Source organism: Pseudoalteromonas luteoviolacea CPMOR-1, from assembly GCF_001625685.1.
GTDB classification, from domain to species: domain Bacteria; phylum Pseudomonadota; class Gammaproteobacteria; order Enterobacterales; family Alteromonadaceae; genus Pseudoalteromonas; species Pseudoalteromonas luteoviolacea_K.
In genome coordinates this window covers 68,863-86,881 of record NZ_AUYC01000021.1, presented here as the reverse complement: position 1 = coordinate 86,881, position 18,019 = coordinate 68,863, and the positions used below count along the sequence as shown (strand labels likewise).

12 protein-coding genes are annotated in these 18,019 nt (G+C 40.8%); 5 read left to right on the top strand and 7 right to left on the bottom strand.

Annotation, left to right across the window (positions count from 1 at the left end):
• Positions 1 to 8: 8 nt before the first annotated feature.
• A complete protein-coding gene (gene lptD / locus N473_RS08610) occupies positions 9 to 2,264 on the bottom strand; it encodes an LPS assembly protein LptD (RefSeq protein WP_063367557.1) in 2,256 nt (751 codons plus the stop codon).
• A gap of 96 nt (positions 2,265 to 2,360) precedes the next feature.
• On the opposite strand from lptD, the gene N473_RS08605 reads away from it, so the two are divergent.
• The 3 genes from N473_RS08605 to djlA are packed head-to-tail and all read left to right on the top strand — an operon-like array spanning position 2,361 to position 4,937.
• Positions 2,361 to 3,401 carry an aminoglycoside phosphotransferase family protein gene (locus N473_RS08605; protein ID WP_063367556.1) on the top strand — a complete coding sequence of 347 codons (1,041 nt, stop codon included), beginning with the start codon at positions 2,361 to 2,363 and terminating at the stop codon, positions 3,399 to 3,401.
• Positions 3,398 to 4,075 carry an N-acetylmuramate alpha-1-phosphate uridylyltransferase MurU gene (gene murU, locus N473_RS08600; protein ID WP_063367555.1) on the top strand — a complete coding sequence of 226 codons (678 nt, stop codon included), beginning with the start codon at positions 3,398 to 3,400 and terminating at the stop codon, positions 4,073 to 4,075. The genes N473_RS08605 and murU overlap by 4 nt, the downstream gene beginning before the upstream one ends.
• The gene (djlA, locus tag N473_RS08595; protein WP_063367554.1) at positions 4,065 to 4,937 is read left to right on the top strand and encodes a co-chaperone DjlA; all 873 of its coding nucleotides are present in this window, start codon (positions 4,065 to 4,067) and stop codon (positions 4,935 to 4,937) included. Before murU ends, djlA begins: the two co-directional genes overlap by 11 nt.
• Before the next feature lie 4 nt (positions 4,938 to 4,941).
• Here the strand turns inward: djlA and N473_RS08590 are convergent, their stop codons facing one another.
• Positions 4,942 to 5,736: a DUF3530 family protein gene (locus tag N473_RS08590; protein ID WP_196766381.1), complete on the bottom strand. Its 795-nt coding sequence runs from the start codon at positions 5,734 to 5,736 to the stop codon at positions 4,942 to 4,944.
• Between the two features lie 190 nt (positions 5,737 to 5,926).
• Here N473_RS08590 and N473_RS08585 point away from each other — a divergent pair, with 190 nt between their 5' ends.
• The gene (locus tag N473_RS08585) at positions 5,927 to 6,865 is read left to right on the top strand and encodes a DUF368 domain-containing protein (protein ID WP_231099543.1); all 939 of its coding nucleotides are present in this window, start codon (positions 5,927 to 5,929) and stop codon (positions 6,863 to 6,865) included.
• 324 nt (positions 6,866 to 7,189) lie between these two features.
• Positions 7,190 to 8,587 carry a sodium:proton antiporter NhaD gene (gene nhaD, locus N473_RS08580; RefSeq protein WP_231099549.1) on the top strand — a complete coding sequence of 466 codons (1,398 nt, stop codon included), beginning with the start codon at positions 7,190 to 7,192 and terminating at the stop codon, positions 8,585 to 8,587.
• Positions 8,588 to 8,593: 6 nt separating this feature from the next.
• On the opposite strand, the gene N473_RS08575 is transcribed toward nhaD, so the two are convergent.
• From N473_RS08575 to N473_RS08555, 5 genes are all read right to left on the bottom strand, one after another.
• Positions 8,594 to 9,583 carry an ATP-dependent 6-phosphofructokinase gene (locus tag N473_RS08575; protein WP_063367551.1) on the bottom strand — a complete coding sequence of 330 codons (990 nt, stop codon included), beginning with the start codon at positions 9,581 to 9,583 and terminating at the stop codon, positions 8,594 to 8,596.
• 69 nt (positions 9,584 to 9,652) lie between these two features.
• Positions 9,653 to 11,485 carry a choice-of-anchor I family protein gene (locus N473_RS08570; protein WP_063367550.1) on the bottom strand — a complete coding sequence of 611 codons (1,833 nt, stop codon included), beginning with the start codon at positions 11,483 to 11,485 and terminating at the stop codon, positions 9,653 to 9,655.
• 162 nt (positions 11,486 to 11,647) lie between these two features.
• A complete protein-coding gene (locus N473_RS08565) occupies positions 11,648 to 12,046 on the bottom strand; it encodes an MmcQ/YjbR family DNA-binding protein (protein WP_039611571.1) in 399 nt (132 codons plus the stop codon).
• 795 nt (positions 12,047 to 12,841) lie between these two features.
• Entirely contained in the window at positions 12,842 to 15,082 is a 2,241-nt protein-coding gene (locus tag N473_RS08560) for an EAL domain-containing protein (protein ID WP_081221039.1), read from the bottom strand.
• A gap of 195 nt (positions 15,083 to 15,277) precedes the next feature.
• A complete protein-coding gene (locus tag N473_RS08555; RefSeq protein WP_063367549.1) occupies positions 15,278 to 17,968 on the bottom strand; it encodes an insulinase family protein in 2,691 nt (896 codons plus the stop codon).
• Positions 17,969 to 18,019: the final 51 nt, after the last annotated feature.

Sequence of the window (18,019 nt, the reverse complement as noted above, 5' to 3'; positions counted from 1 at the left end):
CTTTGTTGTTAATTATTTAAAAAATAGGGTCTACGATAGCCAAATATACCTTGTTTAAGTAATTGGCTTGCGTCGTATCTTGACTTACTTCCCAACCCTTTTAGCACAAAATTAAAATTTATGCTCGAGTCGAAGACCGGGTCTTGAAAATTCGTAGATTGATTCAAGTCAGTTTCTATCGTTCTGTTTCCGGTAATTTGTACAGCCCAGCAGCATGATTCATATTGCACACCTGCAAATACTTCGACGCTGCGTTTACTGGTCAAATCTCGGTGATAACTTGCGACAACTTGCCAATTGTCATCTATTGGCAAACTGGTGAAGATGCCAACCTGATCTATCTCATTACCTGAGACATCATTAACGTAGTGATGGTTCAACTGTACCAGTTTTTTATTATTACCTCGATAGTCAATTGTCATATGCGAGCGTATCAGGTCTTTTTCATCTGCATCATACTGGACACCGCCAGAAAAATACCATCTAGGATGCCAATGAATTTTCGTTTCTGCGGCAAACAGCGCGTTATAATTTTTTTCGCCAAAGCGGTTGTCGAGTGTATTTTCTGTTGGTTTAGCTGAATTACTAAGATAGATAATCTGACCGACACTTAAGCTAAAGCGCTCGGTATTTTTGTTATCAAGCAAACGCGTTGTTGCACCAAGTGTAAATTGATTGGCTTCAGATATGTAATCCACCCCTGAAAAACGGCGCTCTCTAAATAATCCAAAAAAGTCATCTTGCATTTTGACCGTATCATAAGTCCCAATTCTGCTCTGATCTTTTTCCGGCGCATATAGGTATTGGATCTGCGGTTCTAAAGTTTGAATACCATCAGTGAGGAATAAGTCGGTATTACGTTCAAGGTTTAATTGGCCGTATAGTCTAACCTGAGGCAATGTACGAGATATTGACTCTGCAAATTCGGTCTCATTGAAGCTACCATTTTGCTCATAGTGTGTATGCAGTAGTGAGAGCTTTGAGTCAAATGACCAAGCATAGTCATTAATATTGTATGTGACACTGGGTTCCAAGTGGATTCTGGTTGCATCTGTTATTTTAGCATCATCATTTTTAAAGTGGCTCAATTGACCTGTAAATTGCCAATCAACACCAAAGTACTTTTCTGCTGTTTGGTTTTTAACTGTGATTTCAGGGAATGCTGCATACGACTCTGCGTGATTACCCAGTACTTCAAAGTTTTGTAATTGAAGGTCGACTAACCAGTCGTCGCCAAGGTAACTTAGCTGAGCTTTTCTGGATAACTGGGTATCCGTTTGGTTTGCATAATTGGAGCCCAAATCCGTTAGGTAATTATCATCGCTAACGTTGGTCACGTCTATGTTAGCGCGCCAGTTGTCATTAAAATAACTTTTCTGTTGCCAATGAACTAAATATCGTTCATCTAAGTTTGGTTCAGACTTATCATCGCTAAGAAATTCGGTGGCTATTAGTCCGGTATGCTGTTCGGTTAAATAGCGAAACTCTCCTTGCAACTGCAACCCTTTATTGGACATGTATCTTGGCGTGAGCAGCGCATCATAATTTTTTGCCAAATTAAGATAGTATGGGGTAACTATTTCTACACCATAGCGATTAGAGCTTGATAGGGTGGGAGTTAATAGCCCTGACTTTCTCTTATCATCAATGGGAAACGTAAAATAAGGCACATAAATGACAGGCGTATCAAGTATTTTTAGTACGGTATTATATGTTTCGCCCCATCCCTTTTCTTTGTCTAAAGAAATTGTGCTGGCTTCAATGGCCCAAAATGGTGTGCTACTTGGACAAGTAGTAAAGCTTGAATTAAACAAGTCGACTTGAGTCGATGTGGCGCGTAGTTTCTCAGCTTTACCTCTACCAAGTTGCTCAGTTAACTCATATTGAGCCCCCAGCAAGCTAAACTCACTTTGGCTGAGATCAGCATACATTCCACTGCTGTTCACCTTGGTGTAATTATCTTGGAATAACAATGGGCCTGATGCGTTGAGTAACCCTTTACGTTTGTCAATGAGTGCACTTTTAGCGGTAACGGTCATCGTGCTGGTGTTGACAGCAACATCACCTGAAAATTCGGCACTATCCGTGCCTTGTAGCTCGACTTTATTCGCTTGAATATCGATGGTGCCAGGAATTATGCCTGGTATTGGTTGCCAACCTTTAGGTTGAAGATAGTCTTTACAGAGTCCGCTAACAGTGTTCGAATTAGCGATAACTTGTGTACTAATCAGGGGTAGGACTAAAATGCCCCAGTTTTTGCTCATTTATCGACCTTGTCTACCTAGCACCACGTTTGAGCCAGACATGATAAATGAAAATAGTGCTAAATACAGTAATTAAGATCAGTAATTGGTGAAAATATGGCGAGTTTAACTCCTGAAATTGAATTACAAAGAGCGCAAATCAGAGTGCGATTTATAGAGGCGCAAATTGAGCGACTTACAAGTGATTTTTGCGATATTAGCATTGACGCGATTACTGGAGATGCTAGCTTTAGGTCCTATTTTCGTGTCCAAACTAAATTGAGCAAGTATATTTTAATGGATGTGCCACCTGAAAAGGGGTCTGTTGAAGCATTTATTAAACTAAATCATGTGTTTGCTGAAGGCGGTTTAGCTGTGCCGGAAGTATTTGCGTTTGATGTTGATAACGGCTTTGTGTTGCTTGAAGATCTTGGCTCAGTGCATTTGGCTGATATAGTCGCTCAACAAGGGGGTGATCAACATTATCAAGCCTTGCTCACGTGGTTACCTAAAATTGCAATGCTCCGCTCATCTAGGTGGATGAATGCATATGATGCAGCTTTTATTACTCAAGAAATGGAAATATTTAAAGTTTGGCTGCTAGGGCAGTGGCTCGGTTATTCAAGTGCAAGTGATTTTGAGTCGCAATGGCAAAAGCTGACGACTTCGTTAACGGAGTCTATGCTAGCACAACCTCAAGTTGTAATGCATCGTGATTTTCATAGTCGTAATGTAATGTATTGTGCATCAGCTGGGAGATTAATTGATTATCAAGATGCAGTGGTTGGGCCAGTATGCTACGACGCGGTATCTCTATTAAAAGATTGTTATATCAAATTACCCTCGGCACAATTTCAGCGTTTAAGAAAAGAGAGCTATCGTCAGTTATCTGATGCTGGTTTATTACGTGAAATGAATTATGAACAGTATATTGAGTACTTTAATTTTACGGGCATGCAGCGGCATTTGAAAGCGGCGGGCATTTTTGCTCGATTGTATTTGAGAGATGGCAAACCTGGATATCTTCCTAACATATTGCCAACCTTAGAGTATGTTATTGAGGCCGCGCAGATGTACCCTCAGTTTCAATGGCTTGCAACTTGGCTGCATTCCGAGATAATACCTATGATAGAAGCAAAATTAGCAGAGTCGTTATGAAAGCAATGATCTTAGCTGCCGGTCGTGGTCAGCGTATGATGCCATTGACAGCGCATATGCCTAAACCAATGCTTGAAGTTGCAGGTAAACCTTTAATCGCTTATCACCTCGAGCGACTGAAATTGGCAGGTGTGAAACAAGTTGTGATTAATCTGGCGTGGCAAGGCGAGAAAATCGAACAATATTTTGGTGATGGTCGTCAGTGGGAGATGCAGATTGAGTATAGCTACGAGTGTGCTGGGGGCCTTGAAACCGCCGGCGGTATTGCTCAGGCGCTGCCCAGTTTATGCGAAGACCAAGACGTATTTATGGTGATAAATGGAGATATTTTTACTGATTATGACGTACATGCCTTGATGCAACTCCAACTTATGCCTGGGGAAGCCCATATTGTGCTTGTGGAGAATCCGCTTCATCACCCTGAAGGTGACTTTTGTTTAACACATCAACCGCTTAATGAACAAACTTACACGTTTTCTGGCATTGGTCTGTACCATAAAGATTTTTTTAAAGATGTCGCAGTGTCTAAAGTACCTTTAGGTCCAATGTTGAGAAATGCGATAAGTGAACAGATGCTCTCAAGTGAGCTTTATTTAGGTCAATGGCATGATATTGGGACACCTGAACGACTCAAAGCGATAAATGCTGCTATGGAGGCGAGTCATGTGGGGTAAAATACTCGGGGCTGGCTTCGGTTTTTTATTTGGTAAGTGGCTAGGTGCAATATTGGGAGGCTACCTAGGCCATTTATTTGATAAAAGCTTAAAGCAGGATTTTGATAAAGCGGGTGGTTTTCAAGGTTTTTTTAACGGGGATGACTTGAATGAACGGCAAGCTTTATTTTTCTCTAGTTGCTTTGCTGTCATGGGTCATATTGCAAAATCCAATGGCAGAGTGAGTGAGGTGCACATTCAAGCAGCGTCTGCATTTATGGATGACATGGCACTGCATGGCGATGACAGGAGAGAGGCGCAAAGTGCGTTTAATTCGGGTAAGCATAGCGACTTTTCTATCAAAGAGTGTGTTGGTGATTTTAAAGAGGCCTTTGCAAGGCGATATGACCTATTGCAGCTCTTTTTAGAGATTCAAATCCAAATGGCATTTTCAGATGGCCATTTATCTTCAAAAGAGTTAGAGCTTTTAAAGTTAGTAAGTAAATACTTGGGGATTGGTGCTAAACATTTTAATTTTGTTTTAAAACGTTATCAGGCTGAGTTTAAATTTCGTCAACAGCGTGCTCAATGGCAGTCTCAACAACGCACTCACCAGTCTAATCAAAGTGGGCATCATGACTATCAGCAATCTAGCCGCAATTACTCAGCCCCTGAACCAGAGATTTCTCGGCATCAAGCTTTGGCTGTATTGGGTCTAGAGCATGGGGCAAGTGAAAAAGAAATCAAACGCGCTTATCGCAAGTTAATGGCACAACATCACCCAGACAAATTGGTTTCGCAAGGCTTACCTGAACATATGATGGAAGTTGCTAAAGCGAAGTCGCAGAGTATTCAAGCTGCCTATGAAGTACTTAAAAAATAGAGTTTTATAACTGTCTTAAAAACCCGGATAGTTCTTTTTGTAATCGGTATTGCTGATGCATTTGAGAGTTTTGGCCAAATAACTCTCTTTGGCGATAATCATATTTACTGTTTCTTTTTGCCCAGCGGCGTCTGTCTTTTATGGTATGGAGCACGGCTGGGTTGTCATATGAATAAAACACATCAAGTAGCGCCGGGCTGACAAGTGACAAACTTGCGGCGAGGTGCTTGTTTCTGTTTGGATTAGCCAGTTGAGCACTGACCGTTATCAAAGCGTCAATCCGTATTTTAGGCAATGTTGCTAGGTGCTCTGCAAATAAGCCTGCGCTGTTACCAAACGCGATAATGGCAATGTGCTCATGTTCACGCAATGCGAGCGTTTTGTAAAGCGCATCGAAGCGGGCAACTAACTCAAGCTTGTACTCATTGAGTGCAGATTCACTGATAGGTGAAATAGCCATTTTTTGTTTTGATTTTGGTTGACTCTCAACGATACCGTCTTGGATCAGGCTTGCGTTGAGATCGAAGTGAGGTGAAGGTATCACATAGGTATCATAGCCGTCGTCATTCAGGGCCTCTCTTAGAAAGCTTAATCCATTTCCTTGTAGTGGCGATTGATCTATACCTGGTAGCATCACAATAATGCCACGTTTACTGCCGCTCATATATTCGGAGAATAATACTGGGATCTCTCGCTCATCGTCTTTGATGGTGACAAAGGAATCACTGGATAGGTAATAACCAAGATCAGACTCAATAAGCTTGGTTTTGGGTATCGGAGCAATATGTTCAGCGGCCATACTCGGACTTTGAGGAGCAATTAGAGTACAAATGCCAAGTAGCAAAGTTAAAAAAGTCTGTTTTCTCATAACATCGAAAGATTTGCAGGCCGATAATTGTCTTTAGTATCGGCTAAAAAGCAATGAGCTTTAGTATTTTAATTTTGTAATTTGATACACTAAGCCGATAAAAAGAAATGGAGATTAGCTGGTGTCTAATAGAGCGGACAGTAAACGTGATTACATTTGGTTGTTTTTTAAAGGTGCAGGAATGGGCGCTGCGGATTTGGTGCCTGGGGTATCTGGCGGTACGGTAGCTTTTATTACAGGTATCTATGCTCGACTATTAGCTGCGATAAAAAGTGTTGATGTTGCTGTTTTAAAAATGGTTTTAAAGGGTCAAATTAAGGACGCTTGGTCACATATTGATGGTAACTTTTTACTTGCAGTGTTCGGCGGGTTATTTACAAGTGCGCTTTCTTTATCCAAGATCATTGCTTATTTACTGGAAAATCATCAGACCTTTGTTTGGTCATTTTTCTTTGGCTTGATCATTGCGTCATTTGTGTATATCGCTAAGCAAGTAGAGCGGTGGCAGGTGCAACATATTGTGAGTTGTTTAGTTGGAGTGGCCGTTGCTGTGATGATTACCTCCTTGAGCCCTGCTGAAGCGCAAGCACAACCATGGTTTTATTTCATTGCTGGCAGCATCGCAATTTGCGCAATGATACTGCCGGGTATTTCTGGTAGTTTTATCCTGTTGCTGTTAGGCATGTATGGGCATGTACTGACTGCGCTCAATGATCGTGAAGTTTTCTTGATTGGACTATTCCTGTTAGGGTGTATATGTGGGCTAATGGTATTTTCACGATTCTTGTCATGGCTGTTAGCACGCTATGAGCAAGTCACATTTGCATTGTTAGCCGGTTTTTTAGTCGGTTCACTGAATATGCTGTGGCCATGGAAAAAAGTGGTCTCTACTTATGTAAATTCAAGCGGAATAGAAAAGCCACTGATGCAAAAAAATATTTCTCCCATGGAGTTCACCCAACTCACAGGTCAAGACGCTCAGTTAGCCATTTGTATTGCGCTTGCAGTATTTGGGCTAGTGTTAATTCTTGCATTGGATAAACTTAGCCATCAAAAATAAAAAAGAGTGCACGCTACTGAGCCGTTGATTAGTGGTGTGCATGCTTACCTCATTTAAGCCTGTCTGTGTTGTATGAATTTTGAATCCCGCAATAAAGGTTGAGTAACAAAATAATCATATTTGCTGTCTATCATAAAGTTCATGACAAAACGTCATGCTTTAACCTGTGATTTCGTAAATTAGCTGTAAAATTAGACTAGAGTACAATGTCGAAAGTGTAAAAAGTGTGTTACTTTCTGGCGAAGATGTACTCACTAGACAAGGAAACACCTTGAAATGAAACTTGTAGGGAACAGTTGCCTGCTGTTGTTCTGTTTGCTGGGGATGAGCTTTCCAGCGTTTGCTTCCACCACTCAACTTGATTTGACCACTAATACACTGGGATTTGTTTGTATTGCTATTTTTGTAGTCGCATACACACTCGTCATGCTCGAAGAAAAATTACATATGAGAAAGTCTAAGCCTGTTTTGGTTGCAGCAGGCTTGATATGGATTTTAATTGGCGCGTTTTATATTGAGCAGGGCATGCCAGATGCGACGGAGCATGCGTTTCGTCACAATTTGCTTGAATTTGCAGAATTGATGCTATTTTTGCTGGTGGCGATGACTTATATCAATGCACTTGAAGAGCGTAGATTGTTTGATGCGCTGCGCGCTTGGATGGTGAGAAAAGAGTTTAATTATAAGACCCTCTTTTGGTTGACTGGGTTTTTATCGTTTTTTATTTCTCCGATTGCTGACAATCTGACGACCGCCTTACTAATGTGTGCCGTTGTTATGAAAGTTGCGGAAGGAGATAAAAAGTTTATTAATTTGAGCTGTATTAATATTGTCGTTGCTGCAAATGCTGGAGGCGCTTTTAGTCCTTTCGGGGATATTACGACGTTGATGGTTTGGCAGGCTGGAATGGTGAAGTTTAATGAGTTTTTTGTATTATTAATTCCAGCTATTGCTAACTATGTGGTACCTGCGGCCATTATGAGCTTTTTTGTGGCCAATAAAAAGCCTGCGGCAAGTTGTGAAAGCGTTGAGTTAAAGCGTGGTGCGCTGCGTATTTTAACGCTGTTTTTACTGACTGTTGCAACAGCCGTTATGTGTCATAGTTTACTACACTTGCCACCAGTACTGGGCATGATGATGGGATTGGGGTATTTACAATTTTTTGGCTATTTCTTAAGAGTGACATTGCCTGGTTCATTGGCTCGGAAAATGGCAATGGCAGAGCGAGAAGGGGATAAAGAACGCTTACAAAAGCTTGGTAGTGTCATACCATTTGATGTTTTTAGTAAGGTTTCAAGAGCAGAGTGGGACACGCTATTATTCTTTTATGGCATTGTGATGTGTGTTGGCGGCCTCGGGTTTTTGGGTTATCTGAATTTGATGTCTCACGTGTTGTACGGCGGTTGGTCCACCACGAGTGCAAATGTATTCTTAGGGGTGATTTCAGCTGTGATTGATAATATCCCCGTGATGTTTGCGGTGTTATCGATGCAACCAGAAATGTCTCATGGCCAGTGGCTATTGATCACGTTGACAGCTGGGGTAGGCGGCAGTTTACTCTCAATCGGCTCAGCGGCTGGGGTGGCTTTGATGGGGCAAGCAAGAGGGAACTATACATTTTTCGGGCACCTTAAATGGACACCTGTTATAGCGCTTGGGTATGCAGCAAGCATTGCAGTTCACTTGTGGATAAACGCAGACTTATTTACTATTTATGGCTAATCAGCTTTAAGCGCCCAAACAAATTTGCTGGTAGGCCGAGTGTAATGCTTGGTCTACTGGTTTATTTTGTTCCGTGGCTCTGATAATACAGTGTCGAGTGACTTGCCCTGCTATTTTTCCAATCATGACGCCTGTACTATCTTTGGCCGCTTTCACCGCTTCAATGCCTAACTCAGTCGCTAAAATACGATCCTCAGGGCAGGGGCTACCACCTCGCTGTATATAGCCTAACACACATACCGCACTTTCAATATTATCTGTATCTTGTAAGTCTTTCTGTAACCCTAACGGACCGTTTGGCCAGAGGTTTTCAGCAAGAACAATGACAAACCCATTTTGATGAGCCTGTTTTTGTGATTGGATCTGAGTGACTAAGTCATTTTTAACCAGATCTAAACTCTCTATATTACAATTTTCAAATGATAGGATTGCCTCCGCCCCTGTGGCAAGCCCGACATTAAAAGCAATGTGGCCACTGTGTCTTCCCATGACCTCGACGATAAAAACGCGTTCAAAGGCATTAGCGGTATCTCGAATTTTGTCTATGGCTTGTGTTGCCGTATGAATGGCGCTGGCAAAGCCGATGGTTTTGTCAGTGCAGGCAAGATCATTGTCTATGGTGGCTGGGATCCCAATAAGATTGCCTGACCAATATGTTTGTAATGCCATCATTCCACGAAATGACCCATCTCCGCCTATAACAATTAGGGCATCGATTTTGTGTTTTGTTAATGTATTCGCAACCTGCTTAAGACCTGCATCTTGATGCATTTCTTTGCAGCGTGCGCTTTTTAAAATTGTGCCACCACGCTGGATGATAGGTGCCACCAAATCGACCGATAGGTAACTAAACTCATCATTTAATAAACCATTGTAACCATGGTAAAAGCCAATACATTGGATATTTTCATCATGGCATGACAATACAATTGAACGTATTGCCGCATTCATTCCAGGTGCATCGCCGCCGCTGGTGATAATTGCTATGCGTTTCATGTATTCCCTCAATTGTTAAGAATCATGCAAGCTTTATCGTAGACAGCGATGCTCAAATGTCAAAGGTGTTTATTTATTCGATAACGACCAAATTGACACGCTGCCAGAAATTTCATTACCTACAACTAACAAAGCTTCTCCTGTGGGGCTTTGCGCTTGATCAATAAACACCATACCTTCTGGGGCAAGGTCGCCACTGATCTGCGCACCGGCTTCTAGACCCCGATTTATCATGTATGTGTTCATGGTAACGTTGAACGGGTTAGTGACATCATAGACCAGTATGCCTCCCATTCTCTCTAAACCAATGAACGCATAGGTACGATTATTGATTTGACCAATGGTAAGTGCTTCCGGTTCGGCGCCTTTTGCGTCTGAACGAGTATCTCCTTTATTTTCGTCTTCGTCATTATTAAACGCTGAACCATGGATAGCGGCTGTGATTTTCCCAACGTCGTCACCAGAGTCATATACTCTGTGGCCATGATGATCCCAGATTGAGAAAGAGCGTGCTCCATAGGTGTAGAGTGCCTCATATTGATTGTCTTTGTCTGCATCGCCCAATACGGTGCTCACCTTTAATCGACCAATGTCTTGATCGTCATTGTTTAAATAATCGAAGTTATTGCTGAGCGTTAAATCTTCGGCTCTGATTTCATCGGTGTATGCAAGGCAACCATCATCGCTATCAAATTCTAGTCCGCCATCAGCTAAGCAAGTCGCCTCGTCCGGAGAGTCAAAGAAGTATTCGCGCCCATCTCCCTCATTTGCCGAAATGATGAAGTTGGCGCCTTGCCATTGATAGGCTGAAATAGTATCTGGTTGATACATCCCATACAGCCCAGGGTATGATGCAAAATTAATGGCATCATCTTTGTCTGAAGCGTCAAGTGTCCAATTTCCCCAGTCTTTAAAACCAAGGCCATGTATTGATAAGCTATTGTCTGACAGGTCAACTTTTGCAATGGCATTATTTTCTTGTAAAGAAACATAAGCATAACGACTATCTTTGCTAATTGTGACGTATTCAGGCTCTAAATCCATAGAGACGCTGGTGTTAATGCTGTTGCCTTTAATTGTACGCCCTGTTGGATTCGCAAAAACAACGCCTTGTGCTTGAAGTGCTGCAGATTGGTTGTCAAACTGGTTGAAGTTTATTATGGTCGCGGTATCGTCTACTTGGTTGTTGTTAATATCTATTATGGCAATACTGCCCTCTGGATCGATACTGTAATCGCCTTTAGGCTCACCTTCGTTTGCAACTACAACTTTTTTGCCATCGGGGCTAAATGCCACCATATCTGGTAGGTCGCCGACAGTCACTGATTTAATAAACTTTGGGTCAGCAGAAATATCAAAAAAAGCGATTTTGCCAGATTGACCTGTTTCTTTAGCAATTGCCACAGCAAGTAAATTATTATGGATAGCGAGGCTGTTTGCATCACCACTTTCAAATTCGCTCAGATTAATACTTGAGTTACTTTGAAGGTTGGTATTTGTCACCACTCCCTCAGTATTGTGCGTTAATGTTTGTGGGTCCATCTGTGCAATATTAATAATTTCTATGGTTGCAGGAGACGAAGAACTGTTTAGCGCAAAGATACGTTGGTTTTGTGCGTGGTAGGCGACAATTTCTGCAGCCCCTTCTGGGCTTTGTGCATTGAGTACAGCTCGACCAACAAGGGAAGGAGAGAGTTGTTGGAAAGTGTCCATACCATGGGTGCCATCTATTCCGTTATTACCTGCTTCTCCTTTGTCCCCTTTTTCTCCAGGGGGGCCTGCTTCTCCGACTTGGCCATTACTTCCATCCTTGCCATTGATCCCATTGGTGCCATCTTCACCATCAAAAGTACACCCAGCTAGTAAAGTGGAAATGAGTAAAGGAAGTATGAGTTGTTTCATTGTTATTGTCCCAAAGTGTCATTGTTTTGGGGCATAATTAAACACAAGAAATTTACAGTTAGGTGACAAGCGGCCAGAGGGGTGAAAATAGCTTGTCTTTTGGCTGGTTTGTTGAGTACGCAGGTTTAAATGGCCCTCGCACAAGGTGCGAGGGAGGCCAAATTAATTACCACCAGAAGTGATACGATTTAACTCTTCACGTTGAGCTGTAGGGAGGTTGTCTACAACAATATTGTATGAGTCATCAATTAACTTTTTTACCTCGTCTTCAGGAATGCTGCCATCTAATACAATGGTATTCCAAAGACGCTTATTCATATGGTACCCAGGTACAATCGATGAATATTTGTCACGCAGTAACAATGCCTCATCGGGATCGCACTTTAGGTTAAGCCACCACACTGGCTCGCCATTGTCATTTGTTTGACCTTCTTTACCTTCATAAAGTGTCGCAAACATTTTATGTTGCACTTTATACACATCAACTTCTTGTGCAAATGGCTTGGTTATAAAGGTCCCAGGCTTTGCCTGTAAATAATTATGTACACTCTTCTGATCCATAGCCCGTGTCCTTGAAAAACTATATTAATTAAAACAACATGGGGCTAATTTTAGCAGCTATTGAGAGAATTCTGTAATGAGTAAGTCTTCTTATGTAAAATGTCATGAAATAACAAACATAGTTGACATATTCACGTTAATCATTATTCACCTAATTACATAAATCAAAATCACAATCCATTGAAATTTATTAAATTAGATGAGATAAGTTCGAAAAATATGTCTAATTAAACATTCTCACCCTGAAACTGTCTCAAGTAGGCTTAATAAGCACCACTCTTTTGTAGCTGCTAACTACACCATGACCAATTGATCTAACAAGTACTACCTGAACTACTTAATACTTAATGTAGCTTAGTATTCGTAAATTCACTATTACGTTTTACTAAACTAGAAATTTCGCCATGTAAAAAAGTGATTTTGATATTCTAATAACATCAATTTGCAGTTTAAAACATAACGAAATTTACATTTTGGCGCATAAAAGTACGTGTTATTGAGCTTTATCCAGTAAAGTTTTGTTTATTAAGGATTTTTTAACACTTAATAACGATGTACTCTTTTTTTCTATTAAATAGTTGGCAATCACATGTTTCTTCAAGGCTGGTATTAAATTAAATAATGCAATATTTTGCAACAATTTTGTGTTTTTGATTGGATTTTATTCGTAAAAAGACTGTTTTGCTGGCTTTTTACGCTGTTTTGTGGCGATAAAGCTGCGGGTTTTTAATATCTATTGTTGAGTGTGATTAAGCTGAGGCTGCAAAAATTTAGTTTGTCAGAGCGATGGATAGGCTAGTTGACTAACTGCAAGCTGGGCTTACTCTCTAGTTCAGACTGCAAGAATCGCTCAAACTCTTCACTAGAAAGCGGTTTTGAATAATAATACCCTTGAATTGTTTGGCACTCTAGTTGTTTCAAAAGTGCCAGTTGCTCTTCCTCTTCTACGCCTTCCGCCACAACATGAAGGTCTAAGTTATGAGCAATGGTTACAATAGAGTCGACCATATTGCGTCCTCTTTCACTGCCCATGTCATCAATGAAGGCCTTATCAACTTTTAACGTGTTTAATGGGAACTGTTTTAAATAGGCTAATGAAGAATAACCCGTACCAAAATCATCCATAGCGAGATGAATGCCACGTGAGTTTAACGAACGCATAATTGAAATTGCTTCTTGCGGATCATCCATAACAGTTCCTTCAGTGATCTCAAGTTCAAGAAAATAGGAAGGAAGTTGATTTTTTTGCAAGATAATATCTATCCGAGCTGTGAGATCTGGCAAACTAAACTGCTTGGCTGACAGGTTGACGGCGACTCGGCCATTGAATAGCCCCTTATCTACCCAACGTTTGACATCTTTACAGGCTTTATCGAGGACTACTTCACCAATCTCAATAATTTGGCCTGTTTCTTCTGCAATGGGTATGAATACACCAGGGCTGATAATGCCTTTTTTAGGGGTAATGAATCGAACTAGCGCCTCCATACCGACTAACTTACCGGTTCTAATGTCCATTTTGGGTTGATAATAGACTACAAAGTGGTCTTCTTTTAAGCCAAATCGCATTAGATTCTCGATTTGTAAGCGCTTTACCGCTTGCTCATTCATTGAATCATTAAAAAATAGGTAATGGTTGCCTTTTTGTTTTGCATGGTACATCGCGGTATCAGCATTTTTTAGAAGAATCTCAGGTGTCTTACCATCTTCTGGAAATAAAACGATACCCACTGAAGAGGTGATAACTAGTTCATGGTTTGCCATTTTGAAGGGAGTAGCAATTGCGGCCAAAAACAGTTTGGCTACTTTCGTGATGGTATGTATATCGTTAGTACCTGACATCACCAGAGCAAACTCATCACCTCCGAGTCGATAAAAAGTATCCTGTTGACGGCATAACTTGTTTAATCGCATAGCGAGCTTAGATAACAAGCTATCTCCTAGCTGGTGGCCTAGTGAATCATTGATCTTTTTAAAGTTGTCTAAATCAAAGACAAGCAGCGCGTGATGGGTGCCTTGTTGAGACAGCTTTTTTAAGTTAGTAAAGAATAAGTTCCTGTTTGGTAATCCAGTAATTCGATCTCGATTTGATAGATTATGTAGTTGTGACTCTGCTTTTTTACGCTCAGTTAGGTCTGAAAATACAACGACATAATTTGTGACATGACCATGGCTGTTCTTAATTTCATCAATGCTCACTTCAATGGGTAGCATACTTCCTTTTTGGTCATAGATTTTGAGTTCTTCTTGCCAGTGCTCAGTTTCTTTCAACGCAGATTTTATTTGCCTGATGAATCGGCTGTCATAGCCGGGTAATTGGAAGTCTGAATCGATATATTGTGTTCTTTTTCCACCGAAAACTCTAAGATAACTTGGGTTTAAATCTACTAACTTAAAGTTATGGTCGTAGATTGCGATGGCATCGGTTAGGGATTCGACACATTTGGCAAATAAGTTAAGGCGCTCTTCAGTACTTTTTAGGTGATTAATATCTCGCACAGTCCCCGTCATTCTGAGTGGGTTGAGGTTATCGTCTTTACTGATGACTTTTCCTTTGTCTAATACCCAGTGATATTGATTTAAGTTATCTCTTAAACGATAGGAAGCTTCAAAAAAAGCGGTTTTCTCTGCAAAATGCAGTTTTAATTGTTTTTCAACCAGAGGAATATCTTGAGGATGTATGCGTTTAGCGTTAGGTATAAAATGATTGCTTTTTTCTTCGTTTAACGCGTACTTATCATTAATACGAATAATATCACCGGATTGGATATTCCAATCCCACAGGGTGTCACCACTTCCTTCTACAGTGCTTTTTAACCATTTTTCAGACATGCGCAAGTGTTCAAGCTTTTGTATTGCTCGACGATTGAAAAACAACATGACAAAAAACAGGGTCAAACAAGCCGCAACAACAAATAAGAGAATAAGGGTGTTGTTGGTTAAGGGCTCTAAAACGGTGTGTGCCTGCACAGGGGTACTCAAAGCGAAAAGATAAATAAGAGCCAATAAATTACTTATATTTTTTTTATATACCATAGTGTACAAGATTAATACATTCATCGTTAATCTAATCGAAACAACTGGTCTGAGTCAAAGCCTAATTGATGAAATGTAGAAAGAGTCGGGTAGAATTAAGGTGTTTGTACCTTTTTTGACTTAATGTTAAAGGATGAGGGGGGGAGGCTAAGAGCGATAGCAAAAATAAATATCGTCTCAGCCTCTAGTTAATTGTTAATTGATACGCAATGTAATGCTGGGAAAGCTTTGCTCGGTAACGTCAGCGATAAACGCTTTGAGCTCAGTAAATGTGAGTTTGTCCAAAGCCTCCAATAATTGAGTTTGCATTGAAAATGTATGATCTTCATTACCGATGGCTATCCAAAAACGTTGAGATCGTAGACGCAGGTTTTTATCTTTTTCTGCGATTTGTGACTGAAGACTGGATTTGACATCTCGCCAATGAATGCCATCCATAGAGTCGATATTGTCAACAAAATCAGCTAGGAACAGTTGGTGCTGTTGAAGTAGCTCTTTACTATTAAATTTGGGTGACTGAATATAGAAAGCAATGCCTGCCCGAGTATTGAATGGCGCATAACCCGCGCCGACCAAATAGCCAAGTTGGCGTTCTGTCCTAAGTTTTTCAAAATAGAGCTGACTGACCAATTGATTAAACGCCATGATTTTGATTTTATCTTGCACACTCTGACTCGGCGCTTGAATATAGTGTACAAACGCATGTTCATTCTGTTCATTGATAAATGACGCCTCGTAGAACTCATTAATTGTATTTAATGGCTTTTTTAAATCCTCTAAGATTTCACTTTTGGCAAAGTTACATAGGAGTTGCTGTTTAATACCAAGGGCATGCTGCTGTTGCCAATTACCATGCAAAAATGCTTTTGCATGGATGGAGGTAAAAAATGAATCTCGAAATGAATTAAATTCATTAAAGCAGACGTTTTGTAGTGCTTTTGCGAGATCATTAGGTGTCGGGTTCCATGGCATGAGCTTGGCCCCTAAAAGACTGAATAGTTCACTGACGGGTTTATTTTTATTGTGGTTTTGCCAGTGGCGTATCAGTTGCTTTTTATATTCTGCAAATCGAGCGGCACTGATCGGCTGTTTTTGTAGCGCTTCGACAAGTTGAGATGCCAATTTGAGTTGGCAAGATGATAGCCCTGCTGTATGCAGTGTTAAGCCGCCTTGATGGGATGTTAAGTGATAACTAAGTCCCGCTAATTCTGCTGAATAAAATTGCTCTGCAACGCTGTCCATAAATAAATCAGCAAATAGCCGTGTAAGTGCCATGGCTTTGTGACTCTCGATAGAGGCTTCAGAATCGAGCTCGAGATAGAAATGCCCTTTCGTTACTCTAAATGTTGCATCTTGCTTAAACCAAAAAGCGAATCCCGGTCTGTCTTGCAATTGGGTGGGAATATGAGTGGTGGACTCGATATCATGTAGAGTATTGTCGTCACTGAGATACGGATTGACATTGGGGAGGCGCATTTCTGGCAATGGCTCGTGAACGCGTGACAGAGCTTCAAGCCACTCTCTATCTATTTGCGCGACTTGGTAAGGTGTGTTGTACCATTTCGCGACTTTATTGACAGCGCCTTCTTCATCGATTGCTGTGGGGTGTATTAAAACCAGCCGCATATTATTAGGGCACAGGTAACCTATTAACTCATCGTGAAGAGCTTGGTTAAAGCACTCCATACAGTAATCGCCGTAAAGTGTGTACTCCTCACTGTAATGATGCATATTCACACTCACATTACTAACCCAATCAATGAGCTTATTCACTTCTTGGTTATCGAAAGCTAATTCCATCAGTTGTTTTTTGTCCGCATATAATGCAGGAAGTACATGCTGTTGTGCTTTTATCAAGCTAATGTATTCAAATAAGAGTTCGACGATGTCTTCATAAAACTCTATCCCCAAGTCTGTTAAAGCAAAGCTAATATTAAAATCTTTAAAGTTACTACCGTTGACGCCGCCACCTGCAGACAACGCATTTATCCAGCCATTTTTCTTAAGTATTGCATAGAGCGACCCTTCGCCTTCATACCCCAGTAAATGTGCTAAAAAGCTTAGACTTTTATAGCGATAAAGTTCGTCAATGTTAGGCATGGCAAAGCTAACGATGAGTTTTTGTAAATGTTTTCTTGGTTTAATATGTAATTTAATCCCAAGGTCTTCTGCACGATAGAAAGGCGAAGATATTTTCGGCTTGAGATGTTTGATATTGCCTTGGATAGCGGAAAAATAGGTAGAAGCAAGGTTTTCCAGCTCGTCGCTAGGTTGGGGGCCAGCAATGACCAATGTCATCCATTGCGCTTGATAATGCTGTTGAAAAAAGCGGATGATTTCTTGTCTAATATCGCCATGGCTATCACCTAAAGTATCATGATTGCCGACTGAAAATTTGGTAAAAGGGTGCGCTGGATTTGCTGTCTCTTTGTGGGCTTGAATAATTCTACGATTATCATCTTTGACTTTTAGATTAAACTCAGCATCAATGGCATTGCGCTCATCATTCAAAGCACTTTGCTCAAACAAGGGGGCTATGAAAAAATCAGAAAAACGCGACAGTAGGTGGTCTAGCTTGGGACTGAGACAGTCAAAAAAGTAGCAAGTGTGCTCTGTGCCCGTCCAAGCGTTACTGTTTCCTCCACTTTGGCTAACAATTTGTGAGAATTCTCCCTTAATTGGGTATTGCTCTGTACCTAAAAACAGCATATGCTCAATGAAGTGGGCCATGCCTTGACGACCAACAGGATCGTCGAAGTGACCTACATTAATTGTCAAAGAGGCTGCGGACTTCTCACTACTAGGGTCGGTTATGAGTAAAACCCTAAGACCATTGTCCAGTGTTACATGCTTATATTGTTTATTATCATTGTTGCTTAATTTCAAGTTTACGCCGCCGATATAATAAGTGAGACAGTCTTAAAAGTAGTAAACCAC

What these genes read in the sequence shown, in the direction of transcription:
- lptD (WP_063367557.1), bottom strand. Translation starts at nt 2,264, where the DNA reads ATGAGCAAAAACTGGGGCATTTTAGTCCTACCCCTGATTAGTACACAA.
- N473_RS08605 (WP_063367556.1), top strand. Translation starts at nt 2,361, where the DNA reads ATGGCGAGTTTAACTCCTGAAATTGAATTACAAAGAGCGCAAATCAGA.
- murU (WP_063367555.1), top strand. Translation starts at nt 3,398, where the DNA reads ATGAAAGCAATGATCTTAGCTGCCGGTCGTGGTCAGCGTATGATGCCA.
- djlA (WP_063367554.1), top strand. Translation starts at nt 4,065, where the DNA reads ATGTGGGGTAAAATACTCGGGGCTGGCTTCGGTTTTTTATTTGGTAAG.
- N473_RS08590 (WP_196766381.1), bottom strand. Translation starts at nt 5,736, where the DNA reads ATGGCCGCTGAACATATTGCTCCGATACCCAAAACCAAGCTTATTGAG.
- nhaD (WP_231099549.1), top strand. Translation starts at nt 7,190, where the DNA reads ATGAGCTTTCCAGCGTTTGCTTCCACCACTCAACTTGATTTGACCACT.
- N473_RS08575 (WP_063367551.1), bottom strand. Translation starts at nt 9,583, where the DNA reads ATGAAACGCATAGCAATTATCACCAGCGGCGGCGATGCACCTGGAATG.
- N473_RS08570 (WP_063367550.1), bottom strand. Translation starts at nt 11,485, where the DNA reads ATGAAACAACTCATACTTCCTTTACTCATTTCCACTTTACTAGCTGGG.
- N473_RS08565 (WP_039611571.1), bottom strand. Translation starts at nt 12,046, where the DNA reads ATGGATCAGAAGAGTGTACATAATTATTTACAGGCAAAGCCTGGGACC.
- N473_RS08560 (WP_081221039.1), bottom strand. Translation starts at nt 15,082, where the DNA reads ATGGTATATAAAAAAAATATAAGTAATTTATTGGCTCTTATTTATCTT.